General features: G+C 57.5%; 16 protein-coding genes and 1 pseudogene. 10 read left to right on the top strand and 7 right to left on the bottom strand.

What is annotated here, in order from left to right; all coding sequences use genetic code 11:
• Positions 1-9 precede the first annotated feature (9 nt).
• The gene (locus tag ACXPUX_RS04085; RefSeq protein ID WP_458830232.1) at positions 10-1,233 is read right to left on the bottom strand and encodes a DUF3048 domain-containing protein; all 1,224 of its coding nucleotides are present in this window, start codon (positions 1,231-1,233) and stop codon (positions 10-12) included.
• Positions 1,234-1,685: 452 nt separating this feature from the next.
• Between ACXPUX_RS04085 and ACXPUX_RS04080 the strand changes: the two are divergent.
• From ACXPUX_RS04080 to ACXPUX_RS04065, 4 genes and pseudogenes are all read left to right on the top strand, one after another.
• Positions 1,686-1,832, top strand: a pseudogene (locus tag ACXPUX_RS04080) (transposase); the annotation flags it as partial.
• 42 nt (positions 1,833-1,874) lie between these two features.
• On the top strand, positions 1,875-2,198 hold the full coding sequence (locus tag ACXPUX_RS04075; protein WP_458831157.1) for a transposase: 324 nt from the start codon (positions 1,875-1,877) through the stop codon (positions 2,196-2,198).
• A 141-nt stretch (positions 2,199-2,339) separates the two neighbouring features.
• Entirely contained in the window at positions 2,340-2,471 is a 132-nt protein-coding gene (locus ACXPUX_RS04070) for a hypothetical protein (RefSeq protein WP_458830230.1), read from the top strand.
• Positions 2,472-2,876: 405 nt separating this feature from the next.
• Positions 2,877-4,874: a metallophosphoesterase gene (locus ACXPUX_RS04065; RefSeq protein ID WP_458830228.1), complete on the top strand. Its 1,998-nt coding sequence runs from the start codon at positions 2,877-2,879 to the stop codon at positions 4,872-4,874.
• A gap of 105 nt (positions 4,875-4,979) precedes the next feature.
• Here ACXPUX_RS04065 and ACXPUX_RS04060 read toward each other — a convergent pair whose 3' ends face one another.
• Positions 4,980-5,543, bottom strand: a complete 564-nt coding sequence (locus tag ACXPUX_RS04060) for a glycerol-3-phosphate responsive antiterminator (protein WP_458830226.1) — start codon at positions 5,541-5,543, stop codon at positions 4,980-4,982.
• Between the two features lie 84 nt (positions 5,544-5,627).
• The gene (locus tag ACXPUX_RS04055) at positions 5,628-7,685 is read right to left on the bottom strand and encodes an alpha/beta hydrolase family protein (protein ID WP_458830224.1); all 2,058 of its coding nucleotides are present in this window, start codon (positions 7,683-7,685) and stop codon (positions 5,628-5,630) included.
• A 674-nt stretch (positions 7,686-8,359) separates the two neighbouring features.
• Here ACXPUX_RS04055 and ACXPUX_RS04050 point away from each other — a divergent pair.
• Positions 8,360-8,872, top strand: coding sequence for a PTS sugar transporter subunit IIA (locus ACXPUX_RS04050; RefSeq protein ID WP_458830222.1), 513 nt, complete (start codon positions 8,360-8,362; stop codon positions 8,870-8,872).
• Between the two features lie 120 nt (positions 8,873-8,992).
• On the opposite strand, the gene nagA is transcribed toward ACXPUX_RS04050, so the two are convergent.
• The 4 genes from nagA to ACXPUX_RS04030 form a co-directional block, all read right to left on the bottom strand.
• Positions 8,993-10,120 carry an N-acetylglucosamine-6-phosphate deacetylase gene (nagA, locus tag ACXPUX_RS04045; protein WP_458830220.1) on the bottom strand — a complete coding sequence of 376 codons (1,128 nt, stop codon included), beginning with the start codon at positions 10,118-10,120 and terminating at the stop codon, positions 8,993-8,995.
• A gap of 206 nt (positions 10,121-10,326) precedes the next feature.
• Positions 10,327-11,793: a PTS transporter subunit EIIC gene (locus ACXPUX_RS04040; protein ID WP_458830218.1), complete on the bottom strand. Its 1,467-nt coding sequence runs from the start codon at positions 11,791-11,793 to the stop codon at positions 10,327-10,329.
• 285 nt (positions 11,794-12,078) lie between these two features.
• On the bottom strand, positions 12,079-12,588 hold the full coding sequence (locus ACXPUX_RS04035) for an NUDIX hydrolase (RefSeq protein WP_458830216.1): 510 nt from the start codon (positions 12,586-12,588) through the stop codon (positions 12,079-12,081).
• A gap of 363 nt (positions 12,589-12,951) precedes the next feature.
• Entirely contained in the window at positions 12,952-13,542 is a 591-nt protein-coding gene (locus ACXPUX_RS04030) for an RICIN domain-containing protein (RefSeq protein ID WP_458830214.1), read from the bottom strand.
• A 225-nt stretch (positions 13,543-13,767) separates the two neighbouring features.
• On the opposite strand from ACXPUX_RS04030, the gene ACXPUX_RS04025 reads away from it, so the two are divergent.
• The 5 genes from ACXPUX_RS04025 (at position 13,768) to ACXPUX_RS04005 (ending at position 16,775) form a co-directional block, all read left to right on the top strand.
• On the top strand, positions 13,768-14,289 hold the full coding sequence (locus tag ACXPUX_RS04025; protein ID WP_005925422.1) for a nitroreductase family protein: 522 nt from the start codon (positions 13,768-13,770) through the stop codon (positions 14,287-14,289).
• Between the two features lie 8 nt (positions 14,290-14,297).
• Complete coding sequence (locus ACXPUX_RS04020; RefSeq protein ID WP_249240836.1) at positions 14,298-14,792, top strand: GNAT family N-acetyltransferase; 495 nt, start codon at positions 14,298-14,300, stop codon at positions 14,790-14,792.
• A 163-nt stretch (positions 14,793-14,955) separates the two neighbouring features.
• Complete coding sequence (locus ACXPUX_RS04015; protein ID WP_112121429.1) at positions 14,956-15,249, top strand: YerC/YecD family TrpR-related protein; 294 nt, start codon at positions 14,956-14,958, stop codon at positions 15,247-15,249.
• Positions 15,250-15,323: 74 nt separating this feature from the next.
• Positions 15,324-15,875 (top strand): DJ-1 family glyoxalase III, encoded by a 552-nt coding sequence (locus tag ACXPUX_RS04010; RefSeq protein ID WP_458830211.1) that lies wholly within the window; start codon positions 15,324-15,326, stop codon positions 15,873-15,875.
• Between the two features lie 15 nt (positions 15,876-15,890).
• Positions 15,891-16,775, top strand: a complete 885-nt coding sequence (locus tag ACXPUX_RS04005) for a fumarylacetoacetate hydrolase family protein (RefSeq protein ID WP_055186461.1) — start codon at positions 15,891-15,893, stop codon at positions 16,773-16,775.
• Positions 16,776-16,838: the final 63 nt, after the last annotated feature.

Here is a 16,838-nt window from a genome sequence, read left to right as displayed (position 1 = left end):
CTTCTCCCCTTACTGATAGTTGAAGTTTTGCCACTCGTCGTCATCCACAATGGCCAGATAGGTCTTGCCGCGGTTGAAGCAGATCTCGCTGCCATCGGCGGCATACACCTTGAGCGGGTGCTCCGGGGAAGCCTTCTGCCATGTACCGCGCTGCACTGCGCCCCGGGTGAAGAAATAAGCCTCGCCGCCGGACACATAGTCCACCTGCTGCACGCCACCGGAGTTGCCGGGGTAATCCGCGATGCCCGCAAAGCAGACCAGCAGGTTGGTAAAGCCAAGCTGCTTGCCGGTCAGCTCGTCCACAGTGTTCTCAAAAGCACCGGCGGCGCGGCTGTACATAGACATTTTATAAAGGCGTTCCCAGCGGTTGTAGCTGAAGGTGGTCTTGTAGCTGTCCGAGTGCACGATGTTGATGGTCTTGGCGGCGGCAGCGCCGGACATCTTGTTCTCTGCGCCGGTGCGGTAGTCCGCAAAGCGGAAGAAGGTGCTTTCGTAGGGGTATTGCAGCCCGATGCCCGCGTTGGCAGCGGCCTGCCGGATCTCGGCACCGGAGGTGAACTCGGTGTGCTCGTAGGCCACGTTGCGGCCGCGGCTGTCGCGGTGCGCCACATGGGGATGGGTGGGAGTGTCAAAGTAGCTCTTGCCGCCGATGTTCAGGCCGGAGTAGTTGTACACGTTGATGAACTTGGTGCAGGGGGCGCTTTCGCCGTCATGGTAGTACAGCGCCTGCCACGGCATGAGCAGCTGCAAAAACTGGTCGCGGCCGGAGCGCAGCGGCCCCACCTCCGGGATGGCATTGGCGTCATAATACACCGCGCAGAAGCGGGTAATGCCGCCCTCCACCTTGCTCTCGATGAGCAGGTCGGCAGAGCCAAGGCCGCGCTGCGGGCGGGCGTTCTGCCGCTGGGTGTTGCTGATGTTGTTCACCATCACGCCCACCATGCGGCCATTGCTGCGGCGGGGCTCGCCGGTAAGGGGGTCGGCGTTGTAGGCGGGCAGGCCGCTGTCGGCGCTCTCCGCCGGGGCTTCAGACGCCGCTCCGGCGTCCGGGGCAGCGGCTTCGGTGCTTTCTGAAGAAGCGGCGCTGCCGCTCTTCCCAAGGGTCTGCTGCAGCCAGTCGGAAAAACCGTTGCCCACACAGGCGCTGCCGGTGGATGCGCAGCCGGACAGAGCCAGCGAGGCGGCTGCCAGCCCCGAGGCGCGGAGAACGGTACGACGCGTGATCTTTTTCATGCAAAAAACCTCCTGACAAGAGCGTTTTGCGCAGCCCCGGCGCTGTCGGAACGGTTGCGCGCGGTGGATGAAAACGAACGGCCTTTCGGCATTGCTTTGATTGTAATTGTAACGGTTCTTGCGGCGTTTGTAAAGTAAAAATTATAGCAGTTTGCGTTTTTATCGCAGGTCAGAAAATCAGCGCAACCTTGAGACAGCCTATTTGCGATAACGGCCGCGCGGGAAGATCTCCGGCGGCTTTACCGACACCTCCCTGACTCCCCCCACGGCGACGGCAAGACCATCGGCTATCCCTACGTCCAGTCGCCGGTCACCGCCTTTATCTGCGATGCCTTCAACTACGCTGTCAGATCGTTCCTTGCCCAAAATAAGACCGCCCCGGGGCAACTGATATGCTACCCCTAGAGTAGACAGAGTAAAAACAAAACTCTGAATACTTTGGGGGTATTTTCATGTCAAGGAAGAATAAAAGCTATCCAGCAGAATTGAAATATCAGGCAGTAGGCGATTATCTGAGTGGAGGAGGTGCGCTACGGGAAATTTGCAGAAAATATGGAATCCGGTCAACTCGTCAGTTACGAAACTGGATAAAGTTGTATAATAGTCATAAGGAACTGAAATGTTACACAGGAGGCAGCCGTATGACCAAAGGAAGAGATACAACTTACGAGGAACGAATCGCGCTCGTTCATGAGTGCATTGAGAATGGCTACAACTACACCGGGATTGCACAGAAACACAAAGTCGGTTATCAGCAGATCTACACATGGGTGCAGAAGTACAAGAAGGATGGAGAAGAGGGGTTGAAAGACCGGCGAGGACGGCACAAGAAGGATTACAAGCCGCAGACGGAAGAAGAACGGTTACGATTGGAGAATGCAACCTTAAAGCGGCAGCTTTATCTCTCTCAGATGGAGATCGACGTGCTGAAAAAATTACAGGAGCTGGAGAGGGGGAATCGCTGAGCCTGACCAGACTGCTGCTTCGTTATCGGACGGTAAAGGAACTGCATGAGGAAAAAGGCTATACTGTCCGTGACCTCTGCCCACTGGTACATATTGCTCGTTCATCTTATTACAAATGGCTAAAGCATCCCAAAAGCAGCCATGAACTCGAAAACGAGAAGATTTCAACGGCAATTCAAAAGATTTATAAAGAGCATCCAGACAAAAGGCACCGCCGCACCGGAACAGATCGGTGCCTACGTCAAACGCATGAAGGACGCCGTGCGCGGCTAAAGCACCGGCACAAGGGAAACGTCTGTGGGCAGAAAGCTTCGTCTGTTGGAAATTGTGCCAAAGTTGTTTATGCATAGTGCAAAGAAAATATCAAAGTTGTTGACACAACCGGGAAAATTTGCTATTATATAGCATATAAGGGTTCCAGAACGGTTCTGCGCGAGATAACGAGAGACGCAAAACAGCCCCTGCGGGGGTTGCTGTGCGTCTTTTTTCTTTTGCAAAGAAAGCTGTGGGCACCAAAGCCCCGGCGGGAGAACGGCCGCTCCTGCCTTCTCGCAGGGATCGGGAAACGGTATCCATGATACGGATTTTACCCCCTGATGATCTCAGGTCTTACACGGCATCCTGTGTCCTGATATCGAATGGAACCAGAACATCACGCAGAAAAAGGAGAACCGGACCATGAAAAAGATTTCACGCAATCGCTTTCTGAAGCTGGCTGCCGCTACCACCGCAGGCATTGCCATGTCTCCTGCCCTGATGGGCTGTGCTTGGCCCGATGCGCAGGATCTGCCCCCCTATCAGGGTGACATCGTGCTCTTGCTGAGCAATGACATCCATTCCAATCTGAGCACCTCCAAGATCATGCGGGAGGACGGCTCTACTCAGATCATCGGCGGCATGGCACGAATGGCTGCAGCACAGGCCAAGGTGCGGCGCAAAGCCTTTGGCAAATCGCTGACGCTGGACGGCGGCGACTACTCGCAGGGCACCCCCTATCAGGACGGCTATCAGAAGGGCTGGGAAATCCTGGCGCTGGCAGAGCTGCAGGTGGATTTCTGCACGCTGGGCAACCACGAATTTGACGTGGGCGATCAGGCGATTGAAACCTCTTGGGTCAACGCCCGGAAAAACCGGCTGCACTATGGGGTCTACCACAAGCTGCCCCAGTTGCTTGTCTCCAATATGTTCATCAAATACGATGCCGACGGCAAGGAGATCGCTTACACCGAGGCGGACATTTGTCCCGATGACCTGAGCACCAACGCTTTTGGTGCCGGTGCATATGCTGAAACCGGTGCAAAAAACTACGCCATCCGCCGGGTGGGCGGCTACAAGGTGGGCCTGTTTGCGCTGGAAGGCGCTGAGTCCTATGGCTACTGCAAAAACTCGGATCTGACCCGGATGGACTGTGCGCAGGTGGCAAAGATATATTCCCGCTTCCTGAAGAAGGAAAAGGGCTGCGATCTGGTCATTGCGATCAGCCACTGCGGCATCGAAGAGGACCGCGCCACCGCCCGGGCACAGGAGGGCTATTTGGATGTGATCCAGAACGCCCACGATCACATTGCCTATGCAGAGCCGATGACGGAGAACGGCGTTATTATGACCTCTGCTGGCTGCTATGCGCAGAATCTTGGCGTGCTTAGCCTTCGCAAGACCTCTTCCGGCTGGACATGGCTGCCGGAAGAGACCCGCTGCTATGAGCTCACCGAGGAATACGACTATGCGGACCCGTGGGATCTGTCTGCCGAGGCGCTGGCATACCGGAATATGACGGACCTTCTGAGCCGCTACGATGCAGATCTGGTGGCACCGGGAGGCTACTTCTCCAAGCTGGGTCTGGAGGACGTGACCCCGGACAACGTCGTGATGACTGTCCCCACCGGTTATGATTACATCCAGTATGAGGACGGCAAGCCCATCGGCTATACCTACGTCCAGTCGCCGGTTACCGCCTTTATCTGCGACGCTTTCAACTACGCTGCCGGGTCGCAGGTGTCCTTTGTGTTTGGCGGCTATGTCCGCACCGCCCTGTATCAGGGAGATTTTACCGTTGCCGATGCCTTCAATGAGCAGTCTACGGGCGAATCTGCCATTGACCACAGCGCAGGCTCCAGTCTGGTGGTCTGTCCGCTGTCCGGTGCACAGCTTGCCGCCATCTGCTGCTTTGATGCCTCCTGCTCCGGCGTGACCGCCACAGGCCGCACCTACGGCGGTGCCGGCACCCTCCACACCGGCAATATGCGCTACCGTTACCGGATCTCTGATGGAACGATCCTCTGCGATGTTTCCAGCATCGAAGTCTACTTCCCGGAGACAGACAGCTGGCAGCCGCTGAACCATCACAAGGCATATTCCACCTCCTTCACCTTTGAGTCCTCACAGAATCTGGTGGGTCTGCTGCCATGGGCCAGCAAGATGGCTGTGGGGCAGAGCCTCCCCTTTGCCCCCTACGATGAAGCCACCGGAACCTATGCAGAGGTGCCTGCCGACAACAAGTCGGAGGAATACTACCGGTTCTGGGCACCCTACTGTCAAGGCAAGGGCGTGCTGGAAGGCACCAGCTATGAACTGAAATCGTGGACGGCACTGTATTACTATGCTGCCAGTATGAACGGTACCCTGTCGGATTCCTACCGTCCTGAAAATCTGGTGCAGACCCGTCTGCCGGGCTGATACGATCCGTTTCCCACCCATTGCATTTGTATCGTTCCTTTCCCAAAATAAGACCGCCCCGGGGACGGCGTGCTGTCCCCGGGGCGGTCTTATTCTTTTTTGTATTTAAGCATCCCATAGGCTTGGTGCCGAGGTGGAAACGGCGGCGGCGCCGGCTCGCATGGCGGCGATGACATCAGCCTTGTCCCGCAGCAGTCCCCCGGCGATGATGGGCACTGAGATCTGGGTGCTGATCTCGGTGATGATCCGGGGCAGGATACCCGGCAGGATCTCTACAAAGTCCGGCTTGCCCAGCTCCAGCTGGCCGGAAAGGGTGGTGAGGGAAAGGGAATCCAGAATAAACACCCGCTGGATGGTCAGCAGCCCCCGATGCCGGGCACGGCGGATAAGGGTGGGGTGGGTAGAGATGATGCCATCCGGATGGCACAAGGCGATCAGCGAATCCACAGCGATATCCCGGCCCGAAAGGCCATCCACCAGATCAATGTGCACCACGGCCAGCTTGCCAGCCTGCTGGATGCGCTGCACCATTCCTTCCACATTGACCAGCGTGCTGGCAAGCAGAAAAACGGTGCTGCATGGAGAGGCCAGAGCGGCAGTGAGGGCAGATTCGGTCTTTACGGCAGCGATCACCGGCTCACTGAGCAGAGTTTCGACATGAAAATGCATAGGCGGGGCTCCTTTTTCTGTCCGGCATCCGGCTGTGGAAAAGGGCCGCACAACGCTGTGCGGCCCTTGAGCGGAAACCGGGGGTTATGCCTGGAAATAGATGGCGGTGTTTGCCACGGTCATCATAGTCATAAGGATCGTGTTCAGGAAGGCTGCTACATACACACTGCCGGTCTTTTTGTACAGATATTTCGTAAGGCAGGAAGCAATGGCCAGAGAGGGCACCAGAGCAAACAGCAGGATGCCGCCGAGCGCCTGATTGGGGTAGAAGGCCACGCCGGTACGGAACAGAGTACCGTATTGCAGCACCAGCCAGATGAGGATGCCGCCCATGTTGGTAAGGGCTGCCAGCAGATAGCCCCAGCCGCCCTGCAGCTTTTCACTGCTGGTGTTGGAGACGGCAGCAGAACCGCTGACCAGATAGTATACAAAGAAGAAGGGCATATACTTCACGGCCGCGGAGATAGCACTGGTCTCAAAGGTCTTGAAGGCGAAGGTCCAGATACGGAAGTCGGTCTTGAAGATGGCATCCACTGCAAAGAGGCAGAGGTAACCGATGACGGTGACCAGCAGCGCCACGCAGAAGGCGGCAGCTACGGACACGGGCTTTGCAGCCAGACCGTAGTGCTCCAGCGTGATGCCCTGCTGCTTGCGGCCGCCAAAGAGATAGACGCAGACCATCGTCACTGCTGCGATGAATGCACAGATGAGAGCCCAAGTGACGATGCTGTTGACAGTGGGACACTGCCATGTGGCATTCGTAGAGAATACGCTCTTGCTTACCAGATGCCGCATCGCAAAGGAAGCCAGCAGGATGCAAACGGAACCGGAAAGCCAGGTTTTGCGGTTGCTTTCCGTACTGCGGGCGGCAAGGATGATGCCCACTGCCGACAGCACCAGAGCGATGTCGCAGCCGTAACGCAGCCAGCGCATCGGTTCTGCCGCTGTGTTGGCATCGTACACAGCAGGGAAGATGATGGCAGGGATCATCATACCCACAACGAACAGGCAGACAGTACCCAGCTTGCCGGACAGAGTGGCAGCGGCAGGGGTCGGGGAAGCCACAGCCTGCTTGGCGTTCTTCAAGAAGGGCAGCTTCATAAGCATCAGAGCCAAAGGAGCCAGCATCAGCAGAAAGCCCACAAGCGCCACGAGTTCAAAGATCTCTTTCCAATACCAGATCTGACTGGTGGAGGCAATGTCCTTTACGAGCCCGGACTGGTCTGAAAAGGCCGTGGCGTAAAACTCAATAGCGTCCTTGGTGGAAGCGGTGGAGAAGTGGTTCCACGGGTGGATCTCGTTGGGCTGGTAAATAATACGCTGACCGCCATCGGCACAGGTGTACCAGGTGTTAGCCTGCGGATTTTCCTGTTCCAGCAGCGTTTTGCCAGCAGTGGTGGCTACATAATTTTTGCGGTAGACGGTTCCGCTTTTCGTGGGCGGTTCATCGGCGGCAAAGAAAAATTCATCGTACTGGCCACAAATCTTGCCAACAGTACGACCGCCAAAGGTGGCCACAGCGGCTGCCTCGTCCAGACCCAGATAGGAGGTCCAGGAGTAATCGGCACCCATGCTCAGGCCTGCCCGGATGATCCGGTAGCCGGTGGTAGCGTAGTTCGTTTCGTCCAGATACAGAGCCATCTCAGAGGAAAAGCCGCCCATGGAGTGACCGCTGACGGCAATCTGACCGTTGCCCTGAGCATCCTTGGCTACGTAGTCTTGCTGATACATATACTGCGCTGCATCCCACAGAGAGGTAGGCCAGAAGTTAAAGAAACCACCGGTATTCTCGGCATTGCCGTGGGAGTGACCGTGATCGTACATATCCAGCGCCAGAACCACATAGCCCCGGCGGGACATTTCAATGGCAGTCTCGTCCTGCATTTCGGCACTGTTCAGGTAGCCGTGCGTGGTTACTATTGCGGGGTGCGGGGTGGAGGCATCTACATTCTTGGGCAGGTACAGCAAGCCGGACAGGGTGCCGGAGTCCGTCTCGAAAGAGATGCGGGAGACCTTGACGTTGTAGAACGAGGTGTTGAACGTCTGGGCAAGGATGCTGCCCAGCAGGATCAGCGCCACAGCGATGGCTAGCACCACCACGGTGCGGGAACGCTTTGCAGCGGCGTTCGCAGATTGTTTCATGGGAATCCTCCTTTTCTGTGATAGGTTTTTGAGCGGATGGGACGGGAAACCAAAATAAAAAAGATGAGGACGCACTAAGGGCTCTTACATAGTGCATCCCCATCTCAACACTCTTGGGGTGGTTTTAGTATAACAACTTCCGACAATTTGTCAAGATGTTTTTCGCCAAAAGATTTAATTTTTGCACAGATATTACAATTTTTCGTGCTGTAACGCATCTGCTTTCCCGAAAGAGGAGCTTCGGGAACCGCTTGCACGTGCCGTACAGCTTCGCCCTGCATCTCAACGCCAACGCGATCAGGTGGTACGAGATCGGCTAAGCAGAAATAGAGCTCCCCTTTCGGGACACTGCGGCGTTTGCAGACGCTCCGGTGCCTCATTTTTGCGTAAAACAAAATGAGCTCCACCCCAGCAACAGCGCCCTCATCAGTCACCTGCGGTGACAGCCGTTCCCCTCTTTGTCACCTACGGTGACATTTCTCCCCGGCGCGGGGAGAATCTGTCCCTTCCGGGGGAAGCCTTTATTCGGAGAACCAGCTTCTATGAAAAAGTTCCCGCTTTTCTTGCATTTTGGTGTGCGGTATGGTATCTTTTATACAGGTAAACACTTCAGGGTCGGTAAACATTTTGTTACCTTTGCCGCCCCTGTATGATGACAGGAAGGAATGATACTTATGGGTTTTTTTGACAAGCTTTTTGGCGGCAAGTCCAAGGACGAAAACACCGCTAAGTTCACCAACCAGAGCAAGACTGTACTGACCCCGCTGCAGGGCAAGGTGCTGGCACAGGCCGACATCCCGGACGAAACCTTTGCACAGGGCATTCTGGGTCCCGGCTGCGGCATCGAGCCCACCGGCGACACCGTGTACGCCCCCTTTGACGGCACTGTGACCCAGATCGCCACCACCCTGCACGCTGTGGGCATTACCAGCAACGACGGCATCGAGCTGCTGATCCACGTCGGCATGGACACCGTGGACATGAAGGGTCAGGGCTTTACCGCTCTGGTCAAGGAGAACCAGAAGGTCACCGCAGGCACTCCGCTGCTGAAGGTGGATCTGGACGCCGTCCGCGCCGCAGGTCACCCCACCGCCACCGCTATCATCGTCACCGATGGTGCCGGCGATGCAGTGGAGATGCTGGCAGAGGGCGATGTTGCCCCCGGCACTCCGCTGTTCAAGGTCTGATTTTTTGCATCACAAAAGAGGCCGCTGCAATCGCGCAGCGGCCTCTTTGTTGCGGAAAATATATTTTTACAGCGTGATGTCGGGCAGCCTGCGGCTGCCGGCATCTCTTTTTTACAGAGCTCAAACGATGCGGACGCCCTTCTGGATGACCGCCTTGATGTTCAGCTCCTTGTCCGCAAGGATCACGTTGCCGTAGCGTCCGGCAGCAAGGCTGCCGTAGTCGTTATCCACGCCGATGCTCTTGGCGGGGGTCTCGCTGGCGGCGCGGACGGCGCTTTCCAGCGGCACATTCATCTCCAGCACGGCGCGCTTCATGCAGTCGTACAGGCAGGTGTTGCTGCCCGCAATGGTGTCCGGGTGCTCGGTCAGGGTGGCGCGGGGTCCCTTGACTGTGATAGCCTGTCCGCCCAGACTGTACTGACCGTCCGGCAGGCCGCAGGACATGGCACTGTCTGCGATCAGGCAGACGCGGTCGTCCCCGAAGGTGTTGAAGGTGAACCGCACCATGGCGGGGTGGATGTGCACATTATCGGTGATGAGCTCCACCTCGGCATCGTGCTCCATGGCCGCAATGATGGGACCGGGCGCACGGTGGGTGATACCGGGCATGGCGTTGTACAGGTGGGTCATGTGGGTGGCACCGGCTTCAAAAGCCTTAACGGCGGTGTCGTAGTCGGTGCAGGTGTGGGCGATGGAGATGCGCACCTCGTTATGGCAGTCCCTGATAAAGTCCAGATTGCCCGGCTCCTCGGGGGCAACATCCACCAGCTTGATCAGGCCGCCCGCGCGCTTCTGCAGGCGGCGGAACATGGCAGCGTCTGCGCCCTGCACATACTCCGGGTTCTGCGCACCCACCTTTTTGGGGCTGATGAAGGGGCCTTCCATGTTGATGCCCACAAGGTCGGCGCCCTTGCCGTTTTTATGGGCGGCAGCGGCGTCCATCACCTTGTTCAGAAACTCCTCCGGGTAGGTCATGGTGGCGGGGCAGATGGCCAGCACGCCCTTGCTGGCCTCAAAATCCGCCAGCGTCTGGATAGCCTCCTCGGTGCCGTCGCAGAAATCCTTGCCCATAGCCCCGTGGAAGTGGATATCCACAAGACCCGGCAGGGCGTACAGACCCTCGGCGTCCAGCACCTCTTCGCCCTCTTCCGGGGCGGCAAAGGGCACGATACGGCCATCGCGGATGACGATGGTGCCGCGCTCAAAGGTGTGGCGCGGGGTATAGACCAGTGCATTCTGAAGGATCATACAAAACACCTCGTTCTTTTTTTCTTTTCACCCAGTATAGCACACCGGGTGTTTTTTCAAAAGTCCTTTTGCGTAAACATTGTACCGCCGTGCAAAAAGAACGGGCCGCCGGGAGGGGGGCGCTGTGCACCCCGCCCCCGGCGGCCCGGTTCATACTGCAAAATCAACCAGACTTTTGCAGTTCATTCTTTTTCAGAAGTGCAGGATCACAGCATCTTCTTCAGCTCGTCGTACACGAACTGCACCTTGGTACCGATGATGACCTGGCAAGCGTTCTTGCTGGGACGGATAACACCGGCAGCACCGGCAGCCTTGACAGCCTTCTCATCGACCTTAGCGTTATCCTTCACCTCAAAACGCAGACGGGTGGCGCAGTAACCAACGTCCTTCACGTTCTCCTTGCCGCCGACAGCAGCCAGAACAGCAGAAGCGACTTCGGTGTAGTTGTTGTTAGCCAGAACGACCTTCTTCTCAGCTTCCTCGTCGTCATCCTCACGGCCGGGGGTCTTCAGGTCGTACTTGGTGATGGCGAAGTAGAACACTGCGTAGAACACCACGAATGCTGCGATGCCCAGAGGAATGATCATCCAAGTCTTAGCAGCTGCGGGCAGAGAAGCGGAGAACACCAGGTCGGTAGCGCCTGCGGAGAAGCAGAAGCCAGCACGGAAACCGGAGTAGTAGGTGATGATGGTGAAGATGCCGTACAGAGCGGAGTACACAACGTACAGCGGGAAGCACAGGAACATGAAGCCGAACTCGAAGGGCTCGGTAACGCCGCAGACGAATGCGCAGATTGCAGCAGACAGAACCAGACCGATGGCGGCCTTCTTGTTCTTAGCGGTCTTGACCATAGCCAGAGCAGCGCCCATGATACCGAACATCATGCAGGGGAAGAAGCCGGACATGTACATACCAAGGCTCCAGCCCACATCAGCGGAAGTCTCGCCAGCCCAGAAGTGGCTCAGGTCGCCCAGGCCGATGGTATCAAACCAGAACACGTTGTTCAGAGCGTGGTGCAGACCGGTGGGGATGAGCAGACGGTTCAGGAAGGCGTAGATGCCAGCGCCGATGCCGCCCATGCCAGCGATGCCGTTGCCGATCGCGACCAGAGCGCCGAAGATGACGGGCCAGACGAACAGCAGAACAATGGACACCAGAATGGAGATCACGCCGGTAGCGATCGCAACAAAGCGCTTGCCGGAGAAGAATGCCAGCCAGTCAGGCAGCTGGGTATTCTTGAACTTGTTGTAGCAGGCAGCACCCACAATAGCGGCCAGAATGCCGATGAAGGAGTTGCCGGCGACCTTCTGGAAGGCGATGTAGGTAGCGGTGCCCTCTTCCAGAGTGCGCACCATGCTGACCACGCCGGGGTTCAGCAGCTGCTGCATCATCAGGAAGCTGACCAGACCGGCCAGACCTGCGGTACCATCGTTGTCAGCAAGGCCGACAGCGGCACCAATGGCAAACAGCCAAGCCATGTTATCGATCAGAGCGCCGCCTGCCTTGACCAGCAGGAAGCCGACGGTGTATGCTGCGCCGGAAGTCGGTGCACCGGGAACACCCATAACGCCCGGAGCAAGGGCATAACCAAGACCCATCAGGATGCCGCAGATCGGCAGCACAGCGACGGGAAGCATCAGAGCTTTGCCCAGTTTCTGGAGATACTTCATCATAAAGCACATTCCTCCTTAAGAAATGTTTGTGTTTACAGACAGTCTCTGGTTGCAGGCTGTCCATAGTTCCGTAACAGAATAGTAACATATTTTTGCAAAAAAAGAAAGTGGTTTTTTCTTTTTTCTATCAAAATGCACCAAAAGTCCTTGTTTAACGGTACGCTTGTCAGTATTTTTTGTTTTTTCTGCACGCGTCCTGATTTAAGTGCTGAAAAAAATTTTCTTTTTATGTCTATTTTATCCAAACAGTTGCATCCCACCATAGGTCTCTGTATCCGTACATTTTTAAACGATGCGTTTTCCGTCCAGCACGGCCTGTTTGAGGGTGTCGCCGTCATACACCAGCTTCAGGGAAAAATAGGGGTGCTCTTCCTCCAGCAGACGGAAAAAGAGCTTGTCTCCCTCCCAGATGGGCAGTTTTTGCACCTCGGTCTTTTGCACCCACTGCAATTCTCCCTCGGCGCAGGCATCGCCCCTTATCATCTCACCCTCCCATCGGTCGGCGGTGTACAGGTGGATGAACTCGGTCATATTGCCCCACACAAAGGTCAGCAGTCCCCGGGCGCGGTAGCGCGTCAGGGTCAGGCCGGTCTCTTCCCGCACCTCCCGCACAAGGCAGTCCTCCGGGCTTTCAAACCGCTCAAATTTGCCGCCCACGCCCACCCATTTGTCGTGGTTGTAGTCGTCCCGCTTTTTGATGCGGTGCAGCATCAGGTAAGCGTCCTCCCGCTCCAGATAGCACAAAGTGGTGCTGAAGATGGGAAATTCCGGGTTCATAAATGCGCCTAAGTTCATGGGTGGTTCTCCTTTTTTGTGTTTTTGTCAGCGTGCACGCCCTCTCAGGCGCTCCCGCGCCAGATTCCCCCTTTTGTCACCTACGGTGACATCTTCCCCCGGAGCGGGGGAAGTCTTTCCTCTCAGGGAGAGCCAAGGTCTAAGGCTCGTTGCTGAAGTTTTAGGAGCAATAAGAAAGCTTCCGGCAGAGCTCTTGCCTCTCCCTTTGGGAGAGGTGGCATCGCGTAGCGATGACGGAGAGGGCGAGGCCGCTGACCGTATCTCTTTTCATGAAAAGGGCTGCTGCATGAAACGCCGTGCAGCAGCCCTTTGGGAAGTGCCTCCGCTGCGGATGCCCACAAAGCAGCGGAAGCGTTTTTCGATTTATGCCTTGCGTCCGGCGCGGCCCTTGCCTGCGCTGTTCAGCTTGCGCACCAAATCGTTCTGGTGCTTGCGCTGGCTGGGCGTGGGCTGGGGGTCTTTGGCTTCTCCGGCGCGCTTGCCGGTCTGGACAACATCGGGGTCGATGCGTTCCAGCGTCCACTCCTGATTGCCGCCCGCCACATAGTTCCAGATCTGCGCCTGTGCGCCGTTGGCGGTGTTCATGCCCACAAGGTCGATGTATTTATCCGACAGCACATTGCGGATGCGGGTGCGTCCGCTGCGGGTAGGCTCCAGCGCCCAGCACTGGCTCAGCCCGCTGGTACGGCTCCACTGGTGCAGCCATGTGCCCTCCACAACGCCGCCAAGCGCCAGATCGATCATCTTGCCGGTAAAGCGGTTCTGGATGCGCCAGCGTCCCTCGCCTGCGTCCACAAACTGCCACTGCTGCCACGGATGGCCCGCATAGCTCCACAGCTGGATGCCGGCACCGTTCTCCGTGTTGAAATCCTTTACTTCCAGTACCTTCCCGTTGGGGGACTTGATAATGTAGTATTCTCCCTCCATAATGACGACCTGCGATGCCTTTGCCATAGAGCACAACTCCTTTCCGCTATGGTAGCCCTATTATACCCGATTTGCCCGCTGGCAACAAGAATGCTTTTCCATAATCTTTCTTTTGTTTTTTGTGCATTCTGCCGTGTTTTTGCAGCGCAAACGTTTTCGGAAGCCAGCAATGTTTTTTACCGGCAGGCACTTTGCACTCCGGCGCAGGTTGTGGTACAATAAAGCCATCCACTATTAAGGAGGGGATCTTTCATGACTAACGAGACTTTACAAACCATTCGCAGCCGCCGCAGCTGCCGCGCCTACGAGCCCCGGCAGATCACGGATGCCGAGCTGGACGCCGTACTGGAGGCCGGCACCTACGCCGCCAGCGCTATGGGACGCCAGAGCGCTAAGATCGTGGTCGTGCAGGATGCCGCTACCCGCGCCCAGCTGACCCGGATGAATGCCGCCGTTATGGGCACCGACAGCGACCCCATGTACGGCGCACCCACCATTCTGGTGGTGCTGGCCGATGCCCACGCAAACTGCGCCGTGCAGGACGGCAGCCTTGTCATGGGCAACCTGATGCTGGCTGCTGCATCGCTGGGGCTGGGCAGCTGCTGGATCAACCGTGCCCGGGAGGAGTTCGACTCCGCCGAGGGCAAGGCACTGCTGAAAAAGTGGGGCATTGAGGGCGACTGGATCGGCGTAGGCCACTGCATTCTGGGCTACCCCGCGGCTGAGCCCAAGCCCGCCGCGCCCCGCAAGCCGGATTACATTGTAAGAGTATAAGGAGTTTTATGAAGCCTGATTACAAGCTGGTCGCAAAGGCCAAATACATCCACAACACCGCCGACCTTGCCAGCGAGCTGTGGCACGAGGTCTACAAGCGCTACTACCCCGCCAAGCAGCTGGACACCCTTGTGGAGGAGCTGCAAAGCGCCGACGCCATTGAAGAGGATATCGACAATGACGTGAACTATTTTCTGGTGTTTCTGGGGGGCAAGCTCATCGGCTACTTTGCGTGGAAGATGGAGAACACCGCCCTGCACCTGATGCACCTGTACCTCAAGCCGGAATACCGCGGCAAGGCCATCGGCCGGGATATCGTGCAGACCTGCGAGCGGCTGGCCAAGGGCGAGGGCAAAGGCCGGGTGTGGTGCACCATCCACGCCAAGGCACTGCCGGTGCAGCAGTTCTTCAAGGCGCTGCGCTACCGCGAGCTGCGCCCCGCCGAGCAGGAAAACGGCACCGTGCCCCGCAACGAGCTGGTGTATGAGCATACCCTGAGCTGAACGCACATTCAAGGCTTCCCCCGTCCGGGGGAAGCCTCGAATGGCTCCGTGATTTCAAAGAAATCACAAAATAGCCATTGAAATTTTTCCGCGTTTGTACTACACTGATGTAGTGTAATAAAGCCGCTTTCTGCGGGTATTCTGTGCAAAAAAGGAGACTATCATGGCGAAAGATCATCCCACCGGCAACTCCGGCCTGTACCGGGCTTTTCTGCAGCTCAAGACCCCGGAGGAATGCTATCGTTTTCTGCAGGACGTGTGCAGCTATTCGGAGCTCAGCGCAATGGAGCAGCGCTACAACATTGCCGAGCTGCTGGCCGACAAGTGCATCTACACCGAGATCATGGACAAGACCGGTGCGTCCAGCGCCATCATCAGCCGGGTCAGCCGGGTGCTGAGCGCGGACGACAGTGTACTGCGCGCGCTGCTGGAAGCTGAAAAAAAGTCCGCTGACTGACACAAAAGCCGCGTACCGCCCAAAGCTGCGGCACGCGGCTTTTCTTTTTAAGATTTGAACAGGAGGTTTTTCTTATGGCAAAAGCTGTTGTATTTTTTGCGGAGGGCACCGAGGAGTGCGAGGCACTGCTGGTGGTGGATCTGCTCCGCCGCGCCAAGGTGGAGGTGCTGGTGGCAAGCGCTTCCGGCAGCCGGGAGATTTTGAGCAGCCATAAGGTGCACATCACCGCCGATGCGCTGGCGGAGGAGGTCGATTATTCCGACGTAGATCTGGTGGTGCTGCCCGGCGGCATTCCCGGCACGCCGAACCTTGCCGCCAACAAGACGGTGACCGATACCTGCGTCTCCTTTGCAAAGGCAGGCAAAAAGGTAGCCGCCATCTGCGCCGCGCCCAGCGTGCTGGCAGCGCTGGGTCTGCTGGAGGGCAAAAACGCCACCGCTCACGCTGCATTTCAGGACAAGCTGGCCGGCGCCCATGTGCTGGACACAGAGGTGGTCGTGGACGGCAACATCACCACCAGCTACGGTCTGGGCGGTGCCATCCCCTTCGCACTGGAGCTGGTGCGCCAGCTGGCGGGAGAAGCCGAAGCCGACCGCATCCGCAGCGCCATCGCCTACCGGCACTGAGAGGAGGGACACTGTATGCGTTTTGTCACCTGCCGCCTGCCGGACGGTGTGGAGGACCCTGCCATCCTCTCGCAGGACGGCACACAGGTCTGGCCGCTGAGCTGGCTGGGGCTCTCCTACGAGACCCTGTCCGACGCCATCCCCTTCCTCACCCCGCAGGTGCGGTTCGGCTTGCAGCTGGCCATCAGCGGCATCCCCGCGCTGCCGGTGGAGGCCGTCACCCTGCAAAGCCCCATCCCCTGCCCCGCGCAGGACGTGGTCTGTCTGGGCATCAACTATATGGCGCACTCGGACGAAGCCGAAAAGTACTCTGCGGACGCCTTTGCAACCCAGCATCAGGACGCCATCTACTTTTCCAAGCGGGTCAGCCGTGCAGTGCCGGATGGCGGCTTCATCGAGGCCCACACCGACCTTGTGCAGAAGCTGGACTACGAGTGTGAGCTGGCCGTGGTGCTGGGCAAGGACGCCAAGGACGTGCCCGCCGGGCAGACCAAAGACTATGTGTTCGGCTACACCATCCTGAACGATGTCTCCGCCCGGGACGTGCAGACCGCCCACAAGCAGTGGTACTTCGGCAAAAGTCTGGACGGCTTCACCCCCATGGGCCCCTGCATCGTCACCGCCGACGAATTTGACACCTACCCGCCCGCACTGCCCATCCGCAGCCGGGTGAACGGCGAACTGCGGCAGGATTCCAACACCAAGCTGCAAATTTTTGATATCGACCATGTCATCCACGAGCTTTCGCAGGGCATGACCCTGAAAGCCGGTACCATCATTGCCACCGGCACCCCTGCCGGGGTGGGCATGGGCATGGACCCGCCGCAGTTTTTGCACCCGGGCGACACCGTGCAGTGCGAGATCGAAGGAATCGGCACGCTGACCAACACCGTGCGCTGAATTCCCTTGTGGAACTGCCCAAAATTTTACATAGATTTCAGTCCGATTGCACGAAATGCCGCC

This window comes from Faecalibacterium sp. PGM34 (assembly GCF_054456555.1).
The sequence above is the reverse complement of the archived record's forward strand: the minus strand, read 5'-3'. Positions and strand labels throughout refer to the sequence as shown.

Bases quoted from the DNA above. Each gene is read 5' to 3' on its own strand.
- ACXPUX_RS04055 (WP_458830224.1), bottom strand. From the start codon at position 7,685: ATGAAACAATCTGCGAACGCCGCTGCAAAGCGTTCCCGCACCGTGGTG.
- ACXPUX_RS04015 (WP_112121429.1), top strand. From the start codon at position 14,956: ATGGCGAAAGATCATCCCACCGGCAACTCCGGCCTGTACCGGGCTTTT.
- ACXPUX_RS04025 (WP_005925422.1), top strand. From the start codon at position 13,768: ATGACTAACGAGACTTTACAAACCATTCGCAGCCGCCGCAGCTGCCGC.
- ACXPUX_RS04005 (WP_055186461.1), top strand. From the start codon at position 15,891: ATGCGTTTTGTCACCTGCCGCCTGCCGGACGGTGTGGAGGACCCTGCC.
- ACXPUX_RS04070 (WP_458830230.1), top strand. From the start codon at position 2,340: ATGAACTCGAAAACGAGAAGATTTCAACGGCAATTCAAAAGATTTATA.
- ACXPUX_RS04060 (WP_458830226.1), bottom strand. From the start codon at position 5,543: ATGCATTTTCATGTCGAAACTCTGCTCAGTGAGCCGGTGATCGCTGCC.
- ACXPUX_RS04030 (WP_458830214.1), bottom strand. From the start codon at position 13,542: ATGGCAAAGGCATCGCAGGTCGTCATTATGGAGGGAGAATACTACATT.
- ACXPUX_RS04020 (WP_249240836.1), top strand. From the start codon at position 14,298: ATGAAGCCTGATTACAAGCTGGTCGCAAAGGCCAAATACATCCACAAC.
- ACXPUX_RS04040 (WP_458830218.1), bottom strand. From the start codon at position 11,793: ATGATGAAGTATCTCCAGAAACTGGGCAAAGCTCTGATGCTTCCCGTC.
- nagA (WP_458830220.1), bottom strand. From the start codon at position 10,120: ATGATCCTTCAGAATGCACTGGTCTATACCCCGCGCCACACCTTTGAG.
- ACXPUX_RS04035 (WP_458830216.1), bottom strand. From the start codon at position 12,588: ATGAACTTAGGCGCATTTATGAACCCGGAATTTCCCATCTTCAGCACC.
- ACXPUX_RS04075 (WP_458831157.1), top strand. From the start codon at position 1,875: ATGACCAAAGGAAGAGATACAACTTACGAGGAACGAATCGCGCTCGTT.
- ACXPUX_RS04065 (WP_458830228.1), top strand. From the start codon at position 2,877: ATGAAAAAGATTTCACGCAATCGCTTTCTGAAGCTGGCTGCCGCTACC.
- ACXPUX_RS04085 (WP_458830232.1), bottom strand. From the start codon at position 1,233: ATGAAAAAGATCACGCGTCGTACCGTTCTCCGCGCCTCGGGGCTGGCA.
- ACXPUX_RS04050 (WP_458830222.1), top strand. From the start codon at position 8,360: ATGGGTTTTTTTGACAAGCTTTTTGGCGGCAAGTCCAAGGACGAAAAC.
- ACXPUX_RS04010 (WP_458830211.1), top strand. From the start codon at position 15,324: ATGGCAAAAGCTGTTGTATTTTTTGCGGAGGGCACCGAGGAGTGCGAG.